This window comes from Azotobacter vinelandii CA (assembly GCF_000380335.1).
Taxonomy (GTDB): domain Bacteria; phylum Pseudomonadota; class Gammaproteobacteria; order Pseudomonadales; family Pseudomonadaceae; genus Azotobacter; species Azotobacter vinelandii.
Genome location: NC_021149.1, coordinates 2,676,403 through 2,690,528, shown reverse-complemented (window position 1 = coordinate 2,690,528; position 14,126 = coordinate 2,676,403). Strand labels below are relative to the sequence as shown.

The 14,126-nt window shown below is 64.4% G+C and carries 13 protein-coding genes; 3 read left to right on the top strand and 10 right to left on the bottom strand.

Going from position 1 to position 14,126, the window contains the following annotated elements:
- Positions 1-348 precede the first annotated feature (348 nt).
- The 6 genes from ahpF to AVCA_RS11985 form a co-directional block, all read right to left on the bottom strand.
- Positions 349-1,914: an alkyl hydroperoxide reductase subunit F gene (gene ahpF, locus AVCA_RS12010; RefSeq protein ID WP_012701199.1), complete on the bottom strand. Its 1,566-nt coding sequence runs from the start codon at positions 1,912-1,914 to the stop codon at positions 349-351.
- A gap of 198 nt (positions 1,915-2,112) precedes the next feature.
- Positions 2,113-2,940 carry an alpha/beta fold hydrolase gene (locus AVCA_RS12005; protein WP_012701198.1) on the bottom strand — a complete coding sequence of 276 codons (828 nt, stop codon included), beginning with the start codon at positions 2,938-2,940 and terminating at the stop codon, positions 2,113-2,115.
- Positions 2,941-3,055: 115 nt separating this feature from the next.
- The gene (locus AVCA_RS12000) at positions 3,056-4,444 is read right to left on the bottom strand and encodes a formimidoylglutamate deiminase (RefSeq protein WP_012701197.1); all 1,389 of its coding nucleotides are present in this window, start codon (positions 4,442-4,444) and stop codon (positions 3,056-3,058) included.
- Positions 4,445-4,459: 15 nt separating this feature from the next.
- Complete coding sequence (gene hutH / locus AVCA_RS11995) at positions 4,460-5,989, bottom strand: histidine ammonia-lyase (protein WP_012701196.1); 1,530 nt, start codon at positions 5,987-5,989, stop codon at positions 4,460-4,462.
- Positions 5,990-6,875: 886 nt separating this feature from the next.
- Positions 6,876-7,547 (bottom strand): RES family NAD+ phosphorylase, encoded by a 672-nt coding sequence (locus AVCA_RS11990; protein WP_012701195.1) that lies wholly within the window; start codon positions 7,545-7,547, stop codon positions 6,876-6,878.
- 2 nt (positions 7,548-7,549) lie between these two features.
- Positions 7,550-7,957 (bottom strand): MbcA/ParS/Xre antitoxin family protein, encoded by a 408-nt coding sequence (locus AVCA_RS11985; RefSeq protein WP_175555886.1) that lies wholly within the window; start codon positions 7,955-7,957, stop codon positions 7,550-7,552.
- Positions 7,958-8,118: 161 nt separating this feature from the next.
- Here AVCA_RS11985 and AVCA_RS11980 point away from each other — a divergent pair, with 161 nt between their 5' ends.
- Both AVCA_RS11980 and AVCA_RS24895 read left to right on the top strand, forming a co-directional pair.
- Positions 8,119-8,574 carry a hypothetical protein gene (locus AVCA_RS11980; protein ID WP_012701193.1) on the top strand — a complete coding sequence of 152 codons (456 nt, stop codon included), beginning with the start codon at positions 8,119-8,121 and terminating at the stop codon, positions 8,572-8,574.
- A gap of 213 nt (positions 8,575-8,787) precedes the next feature.
- Complete coding sequence (locus AVCA_RS24895) at positions 8,788-8,949, top strand: hypothetical protein (protein WP_012701192.1); 162 nt, start codon at positions 8,788-8,790, stop codon at positions 8,947-8,949.
- A 223-nt stretch (positions 8,950-9,172) separates the two neighbouring features.
- Here AVCA_RS24895 and AVCA_RS11975 read toward each other — a convergent pair whose 3' ends face one another.
- A complete protein-coding gene (locus AVCA_RS11975; RefSeq protein WP_012701191.1) occupies positions 9,173-9,451 on the bottom strand; it encodes a hypothetical protein in 279 nt (92 codons plus the stop codon).
- A gap of 974 nt (positions 9,452-10,425) precedes the next feature.
- Between AVCA_RS11975 and AVCA_RS11970 the strand changes: the two genes are divergently transcribed.
- Complete coding sequence (locus AVCA_RS11970) at positions 10,426-10,698, top strand: hypothetical protein (RefSeq protein WP_231876346.1); 273 nt, start codon at positions 10,426-10,428, stop codon at positions 10,696-10,698.
- A 149-nt stretch (positions 10,699-10,847) separates the two neighbouring features.
- On the opposite strand, the gene AVCA_RS11965 is transcribed toward AVCA_RS11970, so the two are convergent.
- From AVCA_RS11965 to AVCA_RS11955, 3 genes are all read right to left on the bottom strand, one after another.
- Positions 10,848-11,771, bottom strand: coding sequence for a sugar ABC transporter substrate-binding protein (locus AVCA_RS11965; protein WP_041807553.1), 924 nt, complete (start codon positions 11,769-11,771; stop codon positions 10,848-10,850).
- Positions 11,772-11,950: 179 nt separating this feature from the next.
- Positions 11,951-13,147: a phytanoyl-CoA dioxygenase family protein gene (locus AVCA_RS11960; protein ID WP_012701188.1), complete on the bottom strand. Its 1,197-nt coding sequence runs from the start codon at positions 13,145-13,147 to the stop codon at positions 11,951-11,953.
- 38 nt (positions 13,148-13,185) lie between these two features.
- Positions 13,186-14,019: an SDR family oxidoreductase gene (locus AVCA_RS11955; RefSeq protein WP_012701187.1), complete on the bottom strand. Its 834-nt coding sequence runs from the start codon at positions 14,017-14,019 to the stop codon at positions 13,186-13,188.
- Positions 14,020-14,126 lie beyond the last annotated feature (107 nt).

Below are 14,126 nucleotides of genomic sequence, written 5' to 3'. Positions count from 1 at the left end.
ATATTGCTGTATGTCGGTATTCCGGGAGGCGAAAAAATGCTGGCACGGACCCGGCGGCTTCCGGGCGCCATGCGGTGCGGCCAGTGCCGGCTTCTTTCCGATGCCGGACGAGACGCCTGGAAAAGCTGCGCTCGATGCGCCTGAGTCGTTCGTCCGGGGCGGTTGCGAAGGGTACGGCGGCGGATGGAGGCGTTTCGGGCATTCCGGCTGTTCTTCGACGAGCGCCGAGGGACGTTCGGCCGCGTGAGACGTTTGGCCGTCGCCCTTCGTCGATAGGCATGGAATGAAAAAACCGCCGGCCTCGCGGCCGGCGGTTTTTCGTTTTGCCGATTGCCCGGAGGCCGGTCGTCAGGCCGGAGCCGAACTGCGGATCAGGTGGTCGAAGGCGCCCAGCGAAGCCTTGGCGCCTTCGCCCACGGCGATGACGATCTGTTTGTAGGGCACCGTGGTGGCGTCGCCGGCGGCGAACACGCCGGGAACCGTGGTGGCGCCGTGGGCATCGGTGATGATCTCGCCGCGCTCGGTGAGTTCGACGGAGCCCTTCAGCCACTCGGTGTTCGGCAGCAGGCCGATCTGCACGAACACGCCCTCCAGCTCGATACGGTGCGCTTCGCCGCCGAGGCGGTCCTTGTAGACCAGACCGTTGACCTTCTGGCCGTCGCCGAGCACTTCGGCGATCGGCGCGTTGAGCAGCACGGTGATGTTCGGCAGGCTGTGCAGCTTGCGTTGCAGCACCGCGTCGGCGCGCAGCGCCTCGCCGTGGGTCAGCAGGGTGACGTGGGCGACGACGCCGGCCAGGTCGATGGCCGCCTCGACGCCGGAGTTGCCGCCGCCGATCACCGCCACGCGCTTGCCCTTGAACAGCGGGCCGTCGCAGTGCGGGCAGTAGGCCACGCCCTTGGTGCGGTATTCCTGCTCGCCGGGCACGCCGAGGGCGCGGTAGCGGGCGCCGGTGGCGATGATCACGGTCCTGGCCTTGAGCGCGGCGCCGGACTCGAACCGCACCTCGTGCAGACCGCCCTTGGCGGCAGCCGGCACCAGCTTGACCGCGCGTTGCAGGTTCATGATGTCGACCTCGTACTGGCGGACGTGCTCTTCCAGGGCGCGGGCGAGTTTCGGGCCTTCGGTCTCCGGCACGGAGATGAAGTTCTCGATGGCCATGGTATCCAGCACCTGGCCGCCGAAGCGCTCGGCCGCCACGCCGGTGCGGATGCCCTTGCGCGCCGCGTAGATGGCCGCCGAGGCGCCGGCCGGGCCGCCACCGATCACCAGCACGTCGAAGGCTTCCCTGGCGTTGAGCTTCTCCGCCTCGCGGGCGCTGGCGCCGGTGTCGAGCTTGGCGATGATCTGTTCCAGCTCCATGCGACCCTGGCCGAACAGCTCGCCGTTCAGGTAGATGGTCGGCACGGCCATGATCTGGCGCTTCTCGACTTCGTCCTGGAACAGCGCGCCGTCGATGGCGACATGGCTGACCCTGGGGTTGAGCACCGCCATCAGGTTCAGCGCCTGGACGATGTCCGGGCAGTTCTGGCAGGACAGCGAGAAGTAGGTTTCGAAGCGGTATTCGCCCTCCAGCGCCTTGACCTGGGCGATGGTGTCCTCGCTGGCCTTGGGCGGGTAGCCGCCGACCTGCAGCAGGGCCAGCACCAGGGAGGTGAATTCGTGGCCCATGGGGATGCCGGCGAAGCGCAGGGAAATGTCCGCGCCTGGGCGCTCCAGGGCGAAGGACGGGACGCGCGCGTCCTTGCCGTCGGTGCGCAAGGCGATCTTGTCGCTCAGCGCCTGGATGTCCTGCAGCAGGCCGAGCATTTCCTGGGATTTGGCACTCCCGTCGAGGCTGGCGACGATCTCGAAGGGCAGGGTGACGCGTTCCAGATAGGCCTGCAGTTGGGTCTTAAGGCTCTCGTCCAACATGGATTTCGACTCCTCGATGGGGTGAATAAGGTGGGGTGAAGAACTTCGATGGATGCAACCTTACGATGCGCAGGGCGTTTTGACTAATCGATTGAACCTGTCGGGGCGATTTCATTTTTCTATCCATGGCGGCGCGGCCGGACTCCGTCCGGGCCTGGAGACGGCGCGTCGGTCCCGTCGGCACGTGTCTTTTCGCCATCAGGAACCGGCCCGCCGTCCGGCATGCAGGAAGCCGGCGACCAGATCCAGGACGGCCTGTTCCCGTTCGCGGTGCGGGACATGGTGGGTATCGGCCAGCACCTCGGCGCGCGAGGGGCCGCCGGCCCATTGCGCGATGAGTTCAGGGTGCCGGGGCGAGCCGTATTCGTCGTCGAGGCCGTGAATGGCCAGCAGCGGGCATTCGACCCCGGGCAGGACGGACGCCAGGGACCAGGCGGAGAAGCCCGGCGAAAGCCAGGTGTCGAGCCAGGCGTCGAGCACCCAGCGGGCTTTGTCGCCGTGGTATTTGCCGAGCCGGGCGAACTGTTCCTCCTGGCCGAACAGCGCCTTGGCTTGCAGAAGACCGGCGATGGTCCGCTCCTCGACGAAGGCCTGGGCGGATTCGGTGATCAGGGCCTCGCAGGCATCGGCGAAGCGGCTCGCGCAGTGGACGGCCATGCCGCCGCCGACGCTGTGGCCGAAGGCGACGAAGTGCCCGATGCCGAGTCCTTCGCGAACCGCCGGGAAGTGGCGTTCGGCCTCTTCGACGATGAAGTCCGCCGTCGGCCGGTCACTGCGCGGCGCCGACCTGCCGAAGCCGAGCCGGTCGTAGGCGATGACCCTTCTGCCGGTGCTGGCGCTCAGGCGCGCCGGAAAGCCGCGCCACAGCTCCACGCAGCCGAGGGAGTCGTGGAACAGTACGATCGGGCTTTCCCTGCCTTCCCGGGCCGCTGCGGGCGGGGTCCAGACGCGGGCGAAGACACGTCCGTGGGGCGTTTCCAGCCAGTGGTCCTGCTGGGCGGCGTATTGTGCTTCCTGTATCGACATGAGGGGGCGGTTCCTTGGCGAATGAAGTGGCGAGCCCGCTGGCAGGTGTGTGATCGCCAGGGCGTCCGGGACATCCAATACGAATTGCGGGGTGCTTCGCAAGCTGGCGCGGGGATCACCTGGCCGCCGAGGCGAAGGGCGTCGCCGAGAGTGTCGCCAGCACCTTGGCGAAGGCACGGGCGCTGCGCTCCTCGTCCGCGTGGCGGCCTTCGCGCACCACCCAGCGGCCGGCGACCATCAGGTCGCGCACCTGGCGGTCGTTGCCGGCGAACAGCCAGCGGTTGAGCAACTGATCGCCCTCGGCGCTCGCCAGATAGGGATCGTCGCCGTCCAGCACCAGCAGATCGGCGCGTCGGCCGACTTCCAGTGCGCCTATCGGCTGTCCGAGGGCCTGGGCGCCACCGCTCAGGGCCGCCTGGTAGAGCACGGCGCCGACCGCCGGACGCTCCAGCCGGGCAAGGCGATTGCGCCGACGGTCGCGCAGGCGCTGGCCGTATTCCAGCCAGCGCAGCTCTTCCAGCGGGCTGACCGATACCTGGCTGTCCGAGCCGATGCCGAAGCGCCCGCCATGGGCCAGGTAGTCGGCGGCCGGAAACAGGCCGTCGCCGAGATTGGCCTCGGTCGTGGGGCACAGGCCGGCGACCGCGCCGCTCGCGGCCAGGCGGGCGAGTTCTTCCGGCTGTGCCTGGGTGGCGTGCACCAGGCACCAGCGCCGGTCCACCGGGCAATGCTCGAACAGCCATTGCAGGGGGCGGCGGCCGCTCCAGGTCAGGCAGTCGTCGACTTCCTTCTGCTGTTCGGCGATGTGCAGGTGGATGGGGCCGTCGATGGGCGAATCTTCCAGCACCCGGGCGATCTGTTCGGGGGTGACGGCGCGCAGGGAGTGGAAACCCTGCGCCAGGTGCTGTCCGTTCCGCCTGAGCACCGGACGCAGGCGCGCCAGGAGGCCGAGATAGCCGTCCACATCGAGGACGAAACGCCGCTGCGCGGCCCCCGGCGGCTGGCCGCCGAAGCTGGAATGGCTGTAGAGCACCGGCACCAGGGTCAGGCCGATGCCGGCCTCGCCGGCGGCGCGAGCGAGTCGCAGGGACAGCTCGGCGCGCTCGGCGTAGGGGTGGCCATGGAGGTCATGGTGCAGGTAGTGGAACTCGGCGACGCTGCTGTAGCCGGCCTTGAGCAGCTCGATGTAGAGCTGGCGGGCGATGGTTTCCAGTTGTTCCGGAAGGAGCCGGGCGACCAGCCGGTACATCTGTTCGCGCCAGGACCAGAAGCTGTCCGCGGAACCGCCGGCCACCTCGGCGAGCCCGGCCATGGCGCGCTGGAAGGCGTGCGAATGCAGGTTCGGCATGCCGGGCAGGAGCGGTCCGTGCAGGCGCTCGGCTCCCGCGGAGCCGGCATCGGGCTCGATCCGTTCGATCCGTCCGGCGGTATCGATCTGCAGGCGCACATTGTGCGCCCAGCCCCCCGCCAGCAGGGCGCGTTCGGCGAACAGGACGGTGGTCATGAAAGGACTCCGTGCTCAGAGATGGAGGCGGGCGCAGGACACCCAGCGCTCGAAGGCGCCGCCCTCGACCCAGGCTCGCGCGGTGGCGATGTCCGGGGCGAAATAGCGGTCCTCTTCGTAGTGCGCCACCCGGCTGCGGATCAATGCCATGACCTCGTTCAGTTGCGGCGAACTGGACAGCGGCGCGTGGAAGTCCACGCCCTGGGCGGCGGCCAACAGCTCGATGCCCACCACGCCCGCGGCGTTGCCGGCCATGTCCTGCAGGCGGCGGGCGGCGAAGGTGGCCATGGAGACGTGATCCTCCTGGCCGGCCGAGGTCGGCAGGCTGTCCACCGAGGCCGGATGGGCCAGGGTCTTGTTCTCCGAGGCCAGCGAGGCCGCCGTGACCTGGGCGATCATGAAGCCGGAATTCAGCCCGCCTTCCTTGACCAGGAAGGCCGGCAGGCCGGACAGCGCCGGGTCGATCAGCAGGGCGATGCGCCGCTCGGAAAGGGCTCCGATCTCGGCGATGGCCAGGGCCAGCGCGTCGGCGGCCATGGCCACCGGTTCGGCGTGGAAGTTGCCGCCGGACAGCACCTCGGCATCGTCGGCGAACACCAGCGGGTTGTCCGACACCGCGTTGGCCTCGCGCAAAAACACCCCGGCGGCGAAACGCAGGTGATCCAGGCAGGCGCCCATCACCTGCGGCTGGCAGCGCAGCGAGTAGGGGTCCTGAACCCGCGCGCAGCGGGCATGGGAGCGGTTGATGGCGCTGTCGTGGAGCAGTTCGCGGTAGAGCGCGGCCACCGCGATCTGTCCCGGCTGGCCGCGCACCGCCTGGATGCGGGTATCGAAGGGCACGAAGGAACCCTTCAACGCCTCGGTGCTCAGGCTGCCGGCGACCACCGCGGCGCCGAACAGCCGTTCCGCGGCGAACAGCCCGCGCAGCGCCAGGGCGGTGGAAACCTGGGTTCCGTTGAGCAGCGCCAGGCCTTCCTTGGGCCCGAGCGTCAGGGGTTCGAGACCGGCGAGGGCCAGTCCTTCGCCAGCCTCCAGCAGGTGGCCCCGGTGGCGCACCTGGCCGATCCCGAGCAGTGTCGCCGCCAGATGGGCCAGCGGCGCCAGGTCGCCGGAGGCGCCCACCGAGCCCTGGGAGGGAATGCACGGATAGACCCGGGCCCGGTAGAGCCGCAGCAACGCCTCGATCAGCGCCCAGCCGACGCCCGAGTGACCGCGCGCCAGGGATGCGATCTTCAGTGCCAGGATCAGCCCGACGCTGGCGTCGTCCAGCAGCGCTCCGGTACCGGTGCAGTGGGAGAGCACCAGGTTGCGCTGCAGGGCGGTCAGCGACTCGGCCGGGATCGAGGTGCGCGCCAGCAAGCCGAAGCCGGTGTTGATGCCGTACACGGTGCGCTGGCTGGCGAGGATCGCCGCGACGCTGCGGGCGCTGGCCTCGACCCCGGTCCGGCAGGCCGGATCGAGGTCGATTCCGACCTGACTCCAGTAGATGGCGCGCAGGTCGTCCAGGCTGAGCTGGCCGGGGCGGAGAAGCAGGGCGGAAGGCATGGGGACATCCTGCGAAAAGGCTTCTCTATATAGATAGGCAGAAAGCCCCGGCCTTGTCGAAGATGCTCCTTATCGACGGCGTCGGAGTGGGGGAGAACCTGTCTCGTTCTATCTCTGTTTTCCAAAAATCGGAAATTTGCGATCAGAGCACTGGCAGTTATGTCTTGGCACGGGACGGGCGATGGCCCGGCCGAAGCGGGGGAGGGGTTCGTTGCATGCCAGGGACGGCCAGGAGGGAGGCGGGAAAACCGGGGGACAAGAAAAAGCCCACCAAAACTGCGGTGGGCTTTGTCACACGATGGAGCTGATCCTTCAGCAGGTCTCATGGTGCTCCACCGAGCGTGAAAGTTCTATTAAAAAAGGACCGAAAAGCTCTTTTTCGCGGGTATTCCGACAGGTGGCGATCCCCTGTGCCGGCAATGTTGCGAAAGCTCCTTTCCTGGAGGCTTCCCCGCGTCGGATCGCGGCTGGAGAGGGCTCGCTCTCCGGCTGGCGGAGCCGCTGTCGCTATCGAGCGGGCGTTCGTAGAGCCATGCGAGCGGAGTGGGCGAACGCAGCCAGCCATGGGCCGGCTTCTCGGGACGATGGGCGGTCCCTCGTCAGGGAAGCCTGGGTTTCGATGTTCTCCTTAAATCGGAAATCAAGCGATGGCACGCATCGAGCTTGCCGCCTCCGGGCAAGTTTGTGCGAGCAGATAGACAGAAGGACTCGGCGGAAGTGGCAAAAGTACCCTGTCCGTTCGTTTTTATTTCTGAAATCGGAAATCAAGAGTCAAGGCAGACTCCTATACCAACTCTCCTGATCGACTACAGGTAATCAGAAAAACACTGGGGTTGGGGCGGACGGTTGTTTCCTGCCAGCCGCCCTGGATGGCAGGAGAGGGCGGTCAACGGATTTCCGAGACTTCCAGAACGTGGGTGAAGGCTTGCTGCTGGCCATCCCAGACATAGCGCAGGTGCTTGCCCTGTACCGGGATGCTGGTCGCCGGCGGGCGAAACAGCGCCGCGCATTCGGCGCCTGGACGGCGCACGCTGTCGTAGAGCAGGCCCCATGTGCCTTCCAGGCGCAGCCGGGCGGCGAAGGATTGGGCCGGGCCATAGCGGTCGGGATCGGGGGCGTAGAGTTCGGGGGCGCCGGCGCGAATGTCCACCAGCGGCCGGACGATCAGGCTCAGGTAACAGCGCATGGTCAGCTCCAGGCTGGGTTGCTCCGTGGCGGCGAGAAAGCGCGCGCGGTGGAACTGGGTTTCCGCGATGGCCGCTTCGAGGCTGTCGGCCGCGTAGTAGACGCCGTAGCTGCCGTCGGTGAAGCGGCTCGGATTGCCGATGTGGGTGAAGGCCGCCATGACCGGGCTGGAGCCGGGGCCGGAAACCCGGTCCTCGGGGGCGACCAGGCGAATCTCGCCGGCTTCCTCGCGCAGGCGATCGTTGGTCAGCGCCTCGATCTCGAAGGCGATCTCCAGGTCGGCGGGGTCCAGGGTGTCCTCGAACACGCCGATGGGTGGGAAATGGCTGGCGACCAGCCGGTGCGCCTGCCAGTCGGGAGTGACTTCGTTCATTCCTAGCCCCGCTGCGCCGCCAGATAGCGGTTGACGTCCGACAGGTCGACCAGCGATCCGGCCAGCATCCGTTGCAACGCCGAGTCGCCGTTGAAGGGCGCGGCCTTGTTCGGGCGCTTGATCCAGTCGTAGGTGGAGGGCGAGTCGCCGAACAGGATGCGCAGCGACTTGTGGATGCCCATCAGATGGGAGATCCGTTCCAGCAGGTCGCGGCCCAGGCGGACCTCCGGGAGCTTGCGGTAGTTGAAGTAGGTGGAGCGGCCGATGCCGCCGAGAAGCACCATCTGCTGCTCCGGGGTCAGTCCCCAGAGTTCGGCGAGGCGGAAGAAGAACTTCAGTGCCACCTGTCCGGCCCGGGGTGTGTCGACACTGGTGCGGGTGCTCGGGGCGGTGCGCGAATGGGGGGCCATGGGGGAAAGCTCCGCGAATATCCAGATATGATCTATTTATGCGAATATAGTCCATAAGTGGATACAAGGGAACGGCGTCGGGCCTGATTTCGTGCAGTGCGCTACCATGCACCGAGTGAAACCCGAGGCCACTCGGCCCTTTGCCGCGATGGGGAATACCGATGTTCGGAAAAGCTGCCGGTGAGGTATTGGGAAGCGGGATCTCCGCACTGGCCAGGAATGCCGCCAACGAAAAGGGACGGCTCGGCGAGGTGTTCCGCCGGATCGCCAGCCATCCGGTCAAGGTGCTCGCCTCCTTCATCTCGGCGCCGGTATTGATCGTCCGGGTCGCCTTTCTGGTGAAGGACCCCAGGCGGCGCCTCGTCGCTATCGTCGGCCTGCTGCTCTCCGTACTGCTGTCGTACGGGGCGGCCACCTTCCTCGGCACCTTGGTCGGGGCGGCCTTCGTCGCTTCGCACATCGGCTTGCTGGCGGGTATCGGCTTTCTGTTCGGTACGACCCTGAGCGTCTACCTCAGTGTCGTCTTCTCGATCGTCGTGTTTCACGCCGTGTCGTTCGTCTTTCTCAAGATCAGCTCGCAGGAGGTGCTCGACTACCTGCGCGACATCTCCGCTTGAGGAAGCGCCGAGGCATCGGTGGCCAACTTCGGCATTTTCATCGCGCATCTGCCGGTCGTTCGGGCGGAAAGTCCATGCGGAGTCCGGCATGAGGGAATGTTTGGCGCGAACCAGGGCCTAACAGGGGAAATGGCTTGGGCGGAATCGACAGGAAGAGGTATCGGCCACGGCTCGCGACCGAGTCCTGGCGATGCCGGTCGAAGGAGGTGCGCCATGCAGCAACGCCAATACATGACCATCCGACTGGTCGATGCCTCCGGGCGTATCACGGGCTTGATTCATTTGCCGATTCATTCCCGTTTCCACGATCCGGAAGCTGGAAATACCGGACGTAAAGACGGTCACGAAAGATGCTCAGAGCGTTATCGGGATTGATCGCATCCGATCCGGTAACGGATTTCCCGACAAATGCGCGATGCTCATGGCCAGTATATGGATTCCATCTTGCCGGGTTCGATTGTACCGGCCGACCGATGCCTCATGTGAAGAAGACATCGGTCGGATCGCCGGAAAAGCGAAATGACCACGTTCTGGTTGCCGCAGCCATTCCGGTTATCCGGAATAATGCTGTCTGTACGACGGACATACTGGCAGACGTTCAGTTTTCCCGCCGGTGGGAACTTGGCCTGGAGTGTTTTTCCATCAGCCGAAGCAATTGCCAGGAGCCGTCGGAATATCCGCTCCGGCGGCGCGGCAGCCACATCCTGGCCATGCGCATTTGATTATCGGCAAATCCTCTCAATTCGTTTGCCAGATCGTGCAGATGGAGACGGTCGAGTTCCCGGGCGACACGTTTGTTGTCGCGGGCATGATGCACGAGATCGCTGGCATGGACGCGAGCGGTGCCGCTATGTTCGAGATTGGTCATGCTGGACATAGGAGTACCTCTTTGGGAAAGAGGCCATCCCTGGCGATGGTCATCGCTGAGGGTGCAAACGTTCCTTCCCGTTGTTCAATTCGCTCCTGGTCTCTTGTATCGGTCTCTCTGTTTACAGAGATAATAACAGTGCTATCGAAGTTCTGTACATTCTCCTCCTGTTTGAATTGACCTTTGCGCCTGTCCCATGTTCCGTGCCATTGAAGCCGGAAGGGCCCATAGAACTTGTCTGGCGTTGCAGCGATGTGTGTCGGTACCAAAAGTCACAGTCGCTGCCGGCGTCCGATGGTTTTTTCGAAGATCGTATGCCACATCGTGTCCGTCCCGGCCATTTTGGCCGATGGAATCTTTTCGCGATCCCGATCGCCGGCATCGCTCGATGGACGGCCGGGCAGTCGATCGCCAGCCTGGATCTGCGCCGAATATCGGGCCACAGGAGCGGTCGTCGGCCGGCATGGCGGCGTCATGAGTCGAAAGGCGCCGTCATCTGGCGGATGGATGGCGCACGAAGCCTGACGCCAAGGGCGGAAGGGCGCATTTGTAACAAGACAAAGAATCCTGAAAAAACGACGAAACATAAGTAGCGGTTCGCTTCGCCAGCGGCGAACGGGGAATCGCCTGTTCCGTCTGGGAGACTGTGGAGGATGCCATCGTTCGGACGACGAGACGCGTGACGGGACATGCCGGCCACAACTGCCTGAAGTATGGGGGGTTTCCTGTTCCCTGCCGGATGCCGGGCTGCTCTGCGCTGCCGTACATGCGCTCATGAGGCGGGGACGACAGCGGAAAGCCGCTTCTCCGAAAGGCTGGCAAATGGATATTCATTTGGCACTTTAATGATAGATAGCGGAGTTCGCCGGATCTTCCATGTGAAGAGCCGGGCAATCATCGGGATAGATCGTCGTCTACGCTTTCAATGCGTTCCGCTGCATGTCCGGATGTCTAGGGAAATGACAAGGGTGAAAGGAATAATGATGCTTAAAGACTTGGCTGCTCGTTCTTCCAGCTTCAATAGACGTTTGAATAGCCTGCAGGGCAATTCGATAATGAACTGGGACAAGATGAAGATTCCCGAAACAGATCAGGCGACTCTTCTTCGGCGAATGCATCGTGACTCCACTACCTGGATGTATGGCTATATTGCCGCTCTGGTGGATCGAAAACTTGTCGGGGTAGGGGATGCCGAGCAGATGTACTGCGAGCTTCTATATCTGCATGAGAAGCATTCTTCCGTGGTTAACTCCTGATGGAACCATGAACTCCGGAAATGGCCGCAATGCTGTCCCACGCGAGAGGGCAGCATTGCGGTTGGCTGGAAAGCGGAGGACTCGGGAAGCTTTCGATCATACTGGCAGCGCCACCGCTTCATCGGCGCGGCAGCGCTTCGAGGCGCTTCTCAGCGGTTGAGGAAGTTCTCGTAGTTACCCTGGGTGACCAACTGGAAGGGAATGCTGACTTCCGCTTCGAAAGTTTCCTTCCTGACCATTTTCACCGCCAGATCGATGGAGCCTTTCGCCTGCCCCTTGCCGTCCTGATAGACCGTCGCCTGCAGCAAGCCGTTCCTGATCGCATCCAGGCCGTTCGGGCCGCCGTCGGTGCCGGCGATCAAAATATCCTTGCCGGGGTTCAGGCCGGCCTGTTTCAGCGCCAGGGCGGCGCCGATGGCCATCTCGTCGGCATTGGCCGCGACGGCATCAATCCTTTGCCCCGAAACCATCCAGTTGTTCATCAGGTCCATGCCTTTCTCCCGCAGCCAGTCGGCATTCTGCTCCTCGACGATATGAATATCGGGGTACTTCTTGAGCACTTCCTTGAGCCCGCGCGTGCGATTGCGCGTGGCATCGTTCGACAACAGGCCGAGCATGATGGCCAGGTTGCCCTTACCCCCCATCCGCTCGGCCAGGTATTGCATTTGCAATTCGCCGGCCTTGAATTCGTCGGAGCCGATATAGGCCACGCCTGGCGGAAATGTGGCTTCCTCGGGACGGCGATTGACATAGACCAGGGGAATTCCGGCCTGGGTGGCCTGGCGAGTGATATTCCTGGTCGCGGCGGTATCGACCGGATTGACGATGATGGCGTCCACGCCTTGGGCAATGAAGTTCTGGACCTGGTTGAGTTGTCTCACCACATCGCCCTGGGCGTCTTCGAATTGAAGGTCGATATCGGGCAGTTGTCTGGCGTGTTCGGCCATGTCGTTGCGCATTCGGGCGAGGAAAACGTCGTTGGTCTGCGCGATGCTGACACCGATGCGGATATCCGCCAGTGCCAGCGGCGCGAGAAAGCAGGAAAGCAGAAGTGCGATAAGCCTGGTTTTCATCATGGATTTTTCCTGATTGTTCTTATTCGGGATGAGCCAAAACTTAAATTCATTGCCGTATGGGAAGGCAAAGTGCTGTTGGATGTCGGTTGTGTTATCCGCATTAATCCGATTCACGGGCCTGAAATGCTCCGGATCACTTCAGGCCCGCTGTCCGGCCAAGCCTTCGGAGCGTCGCGTCAGTGCGACAGCTTGTCGAAGGACTTCGCCTGGCGCCTGCGCTGCATGTCCCGGACCCCCTCGCTGAAGCGCTCGAAGGAATAGCCTTCCTGCAGGGCCTGCCAGATGAATTGCTGGGCGGTCTGCGGGGCCAGGTCTTGCAAGGGCGGATCGGTATCCAGGTTGGTCGGGAAGGAATAGCCATCCGCCACGGCGGCGACGACCGCGCGCAGATTCACCTCATCCAGCTTCTTCTGCGCCACGATTCTGGACAGCGCCGGATACAGCGCCAGCGACATGGCATCCCGGTCGACGCTTTCCATAGGCTTGCCGAAGGCCACCGAAATCTGCAGCAGATTCGCGATCCTCTGCCGGTCCGTCGTCCGGTTGGTACCGGCGGCGTGGAAGAGCCCCGGATTGAAGAACACTATGTCGCCCTTGCTCAGCGGCAGTTGCACGGCATGGCGCTGGAAGTGATCGATGAAGTCGGCGCGCCGCCAGGCGAGATAGCCCAGTTCGTACTGCTGGGAGAAAGGCAGCAGCAAGGTCGGCCCCGTCTCCACCGGCATGTCGGAGTGGGCGACGGCGCATTGCAGGGTCAGGGATTTCGACAAGGTGTGCAGCGGAACGGGATAACGGGCCACTTCCTCGACGCTCTGGAAGCCCAGGTGGTAATCGCAGTGCGCCTGCTGCGCCTGTCCGCCGGGACGGACGACGTTCACCTGGGTCGTCAGTTGATAGTGGGGGCCGAGCCAGGCTTCGGCCACCAGGCCGATGAGCGGGTTGGCGTAGTATTCGATGAAGGATTCCGGCGAAAGCTCGGCGGATTTCTGCAACGAGTTCCAGATCCGACCGTTGGCGCCGGCCTTGGCGAAGTGGTCGGAGGCGATGCCCTGCCTGGCCTCGGCTTCGAAAATCCGCTCGAACACCTCGGTGTGGCGGTCGACGACGGCCAGGTCGGCATAGGCGCCGCTGACGACCAGCACGCCGGGTCCGTTGCGCAGCAGATCGTGCATTTCCTTCTGCACGGCCGGCTTGTCCCGCTGCAGGTCGGCGAGCAGCGCCTGGCCGTCGTAGATGACCACGTTCTTCTGCACCGCCGAACTGTGCGGATAGAGGGCCGGGTCCGTTTCCCTGGCGCACAGCGCGGCGAATTCTTCGATGTCGGCGGCCTCGGGGCCGACGAACAGCCGGTCGGACGGACGGATCTCACTCATGGTTCACTCCTTTCATTGTGCTTGTCGGGTAGGGGGATTCAGAGTTGCAGCGGGGCTTCCGGACGCGGCGTGGGGCCGTCGCCGCAGCCGATCACGCCCTGGTCGAAGTCGATCAGCGCGCCGGTCATCATTCCCGACTCCTCGGAGAGCAGGAACGCGACGGCCCGGGCGACCTCTTCCGGCTTGAGCAGGCGACCGAAGGGCTGCTCGCGCTCGTGCCGGCTGAGCCAGTCGTCCTCGGCAGCGTGGTAGTGCTGCTGGATCTCGTGCTCGTGAGGCGTATCCATCCAGCCGATGTTCAGGCCGTTCACGCGGATCCGGTTGCGCAGGACGGAAAACGCGACGTTCCTGGTCAGGGCCGCCAGCGCGCCCTTGGAAGCGACATAGGGCGCGAGGAACGACTGTCCGCCATGGGAACTGATGGTGATGATGTTGACGATGGCGCCTTCCACCTGCTTGCGGATCATCAGCTTGATGGCTTCCTGCATGAGGAAGAAGGGCGCGCGCGCGTTGACGGCGAAGATCCGCTCGAACAGCTCGGCCGAGGTATCGAGGATGGTTCCGCGATCCGACATGCCTGCGCAGTTGACCAGGCCATGCAGGGTGCCGAAGTGCTGTTCCGCCGTCGCGATCACCCGGCGGCAATCTTCCACGCGCTCCATGTCGGCTTCGACGAAATGCGCCTGGCAACCCAGTTCGGCCAGCCGTCCGACTTGCAGTTCTCCCTTCGGGCGGTTTCGCCCGCAGATGACCAGGCCGGCCGCGCCGCGCCGCGCCAGCAACTGCGCGACCGCCGCGCCCAGTCCCTGGGTGCTTCCGGTCACGACGAAGTAGCGTCCGGCGAATGAAGACGGGAATTGGGATTCGGGCATGACACTCTCCTATGCGTTTGTTTTTGTTATCCGGGCGAGCGTGCAACCATTTGCATCCGCCCGCCTGTACATATCGGCGGGGACGAGATTAGCATCGGGGGCGCTTC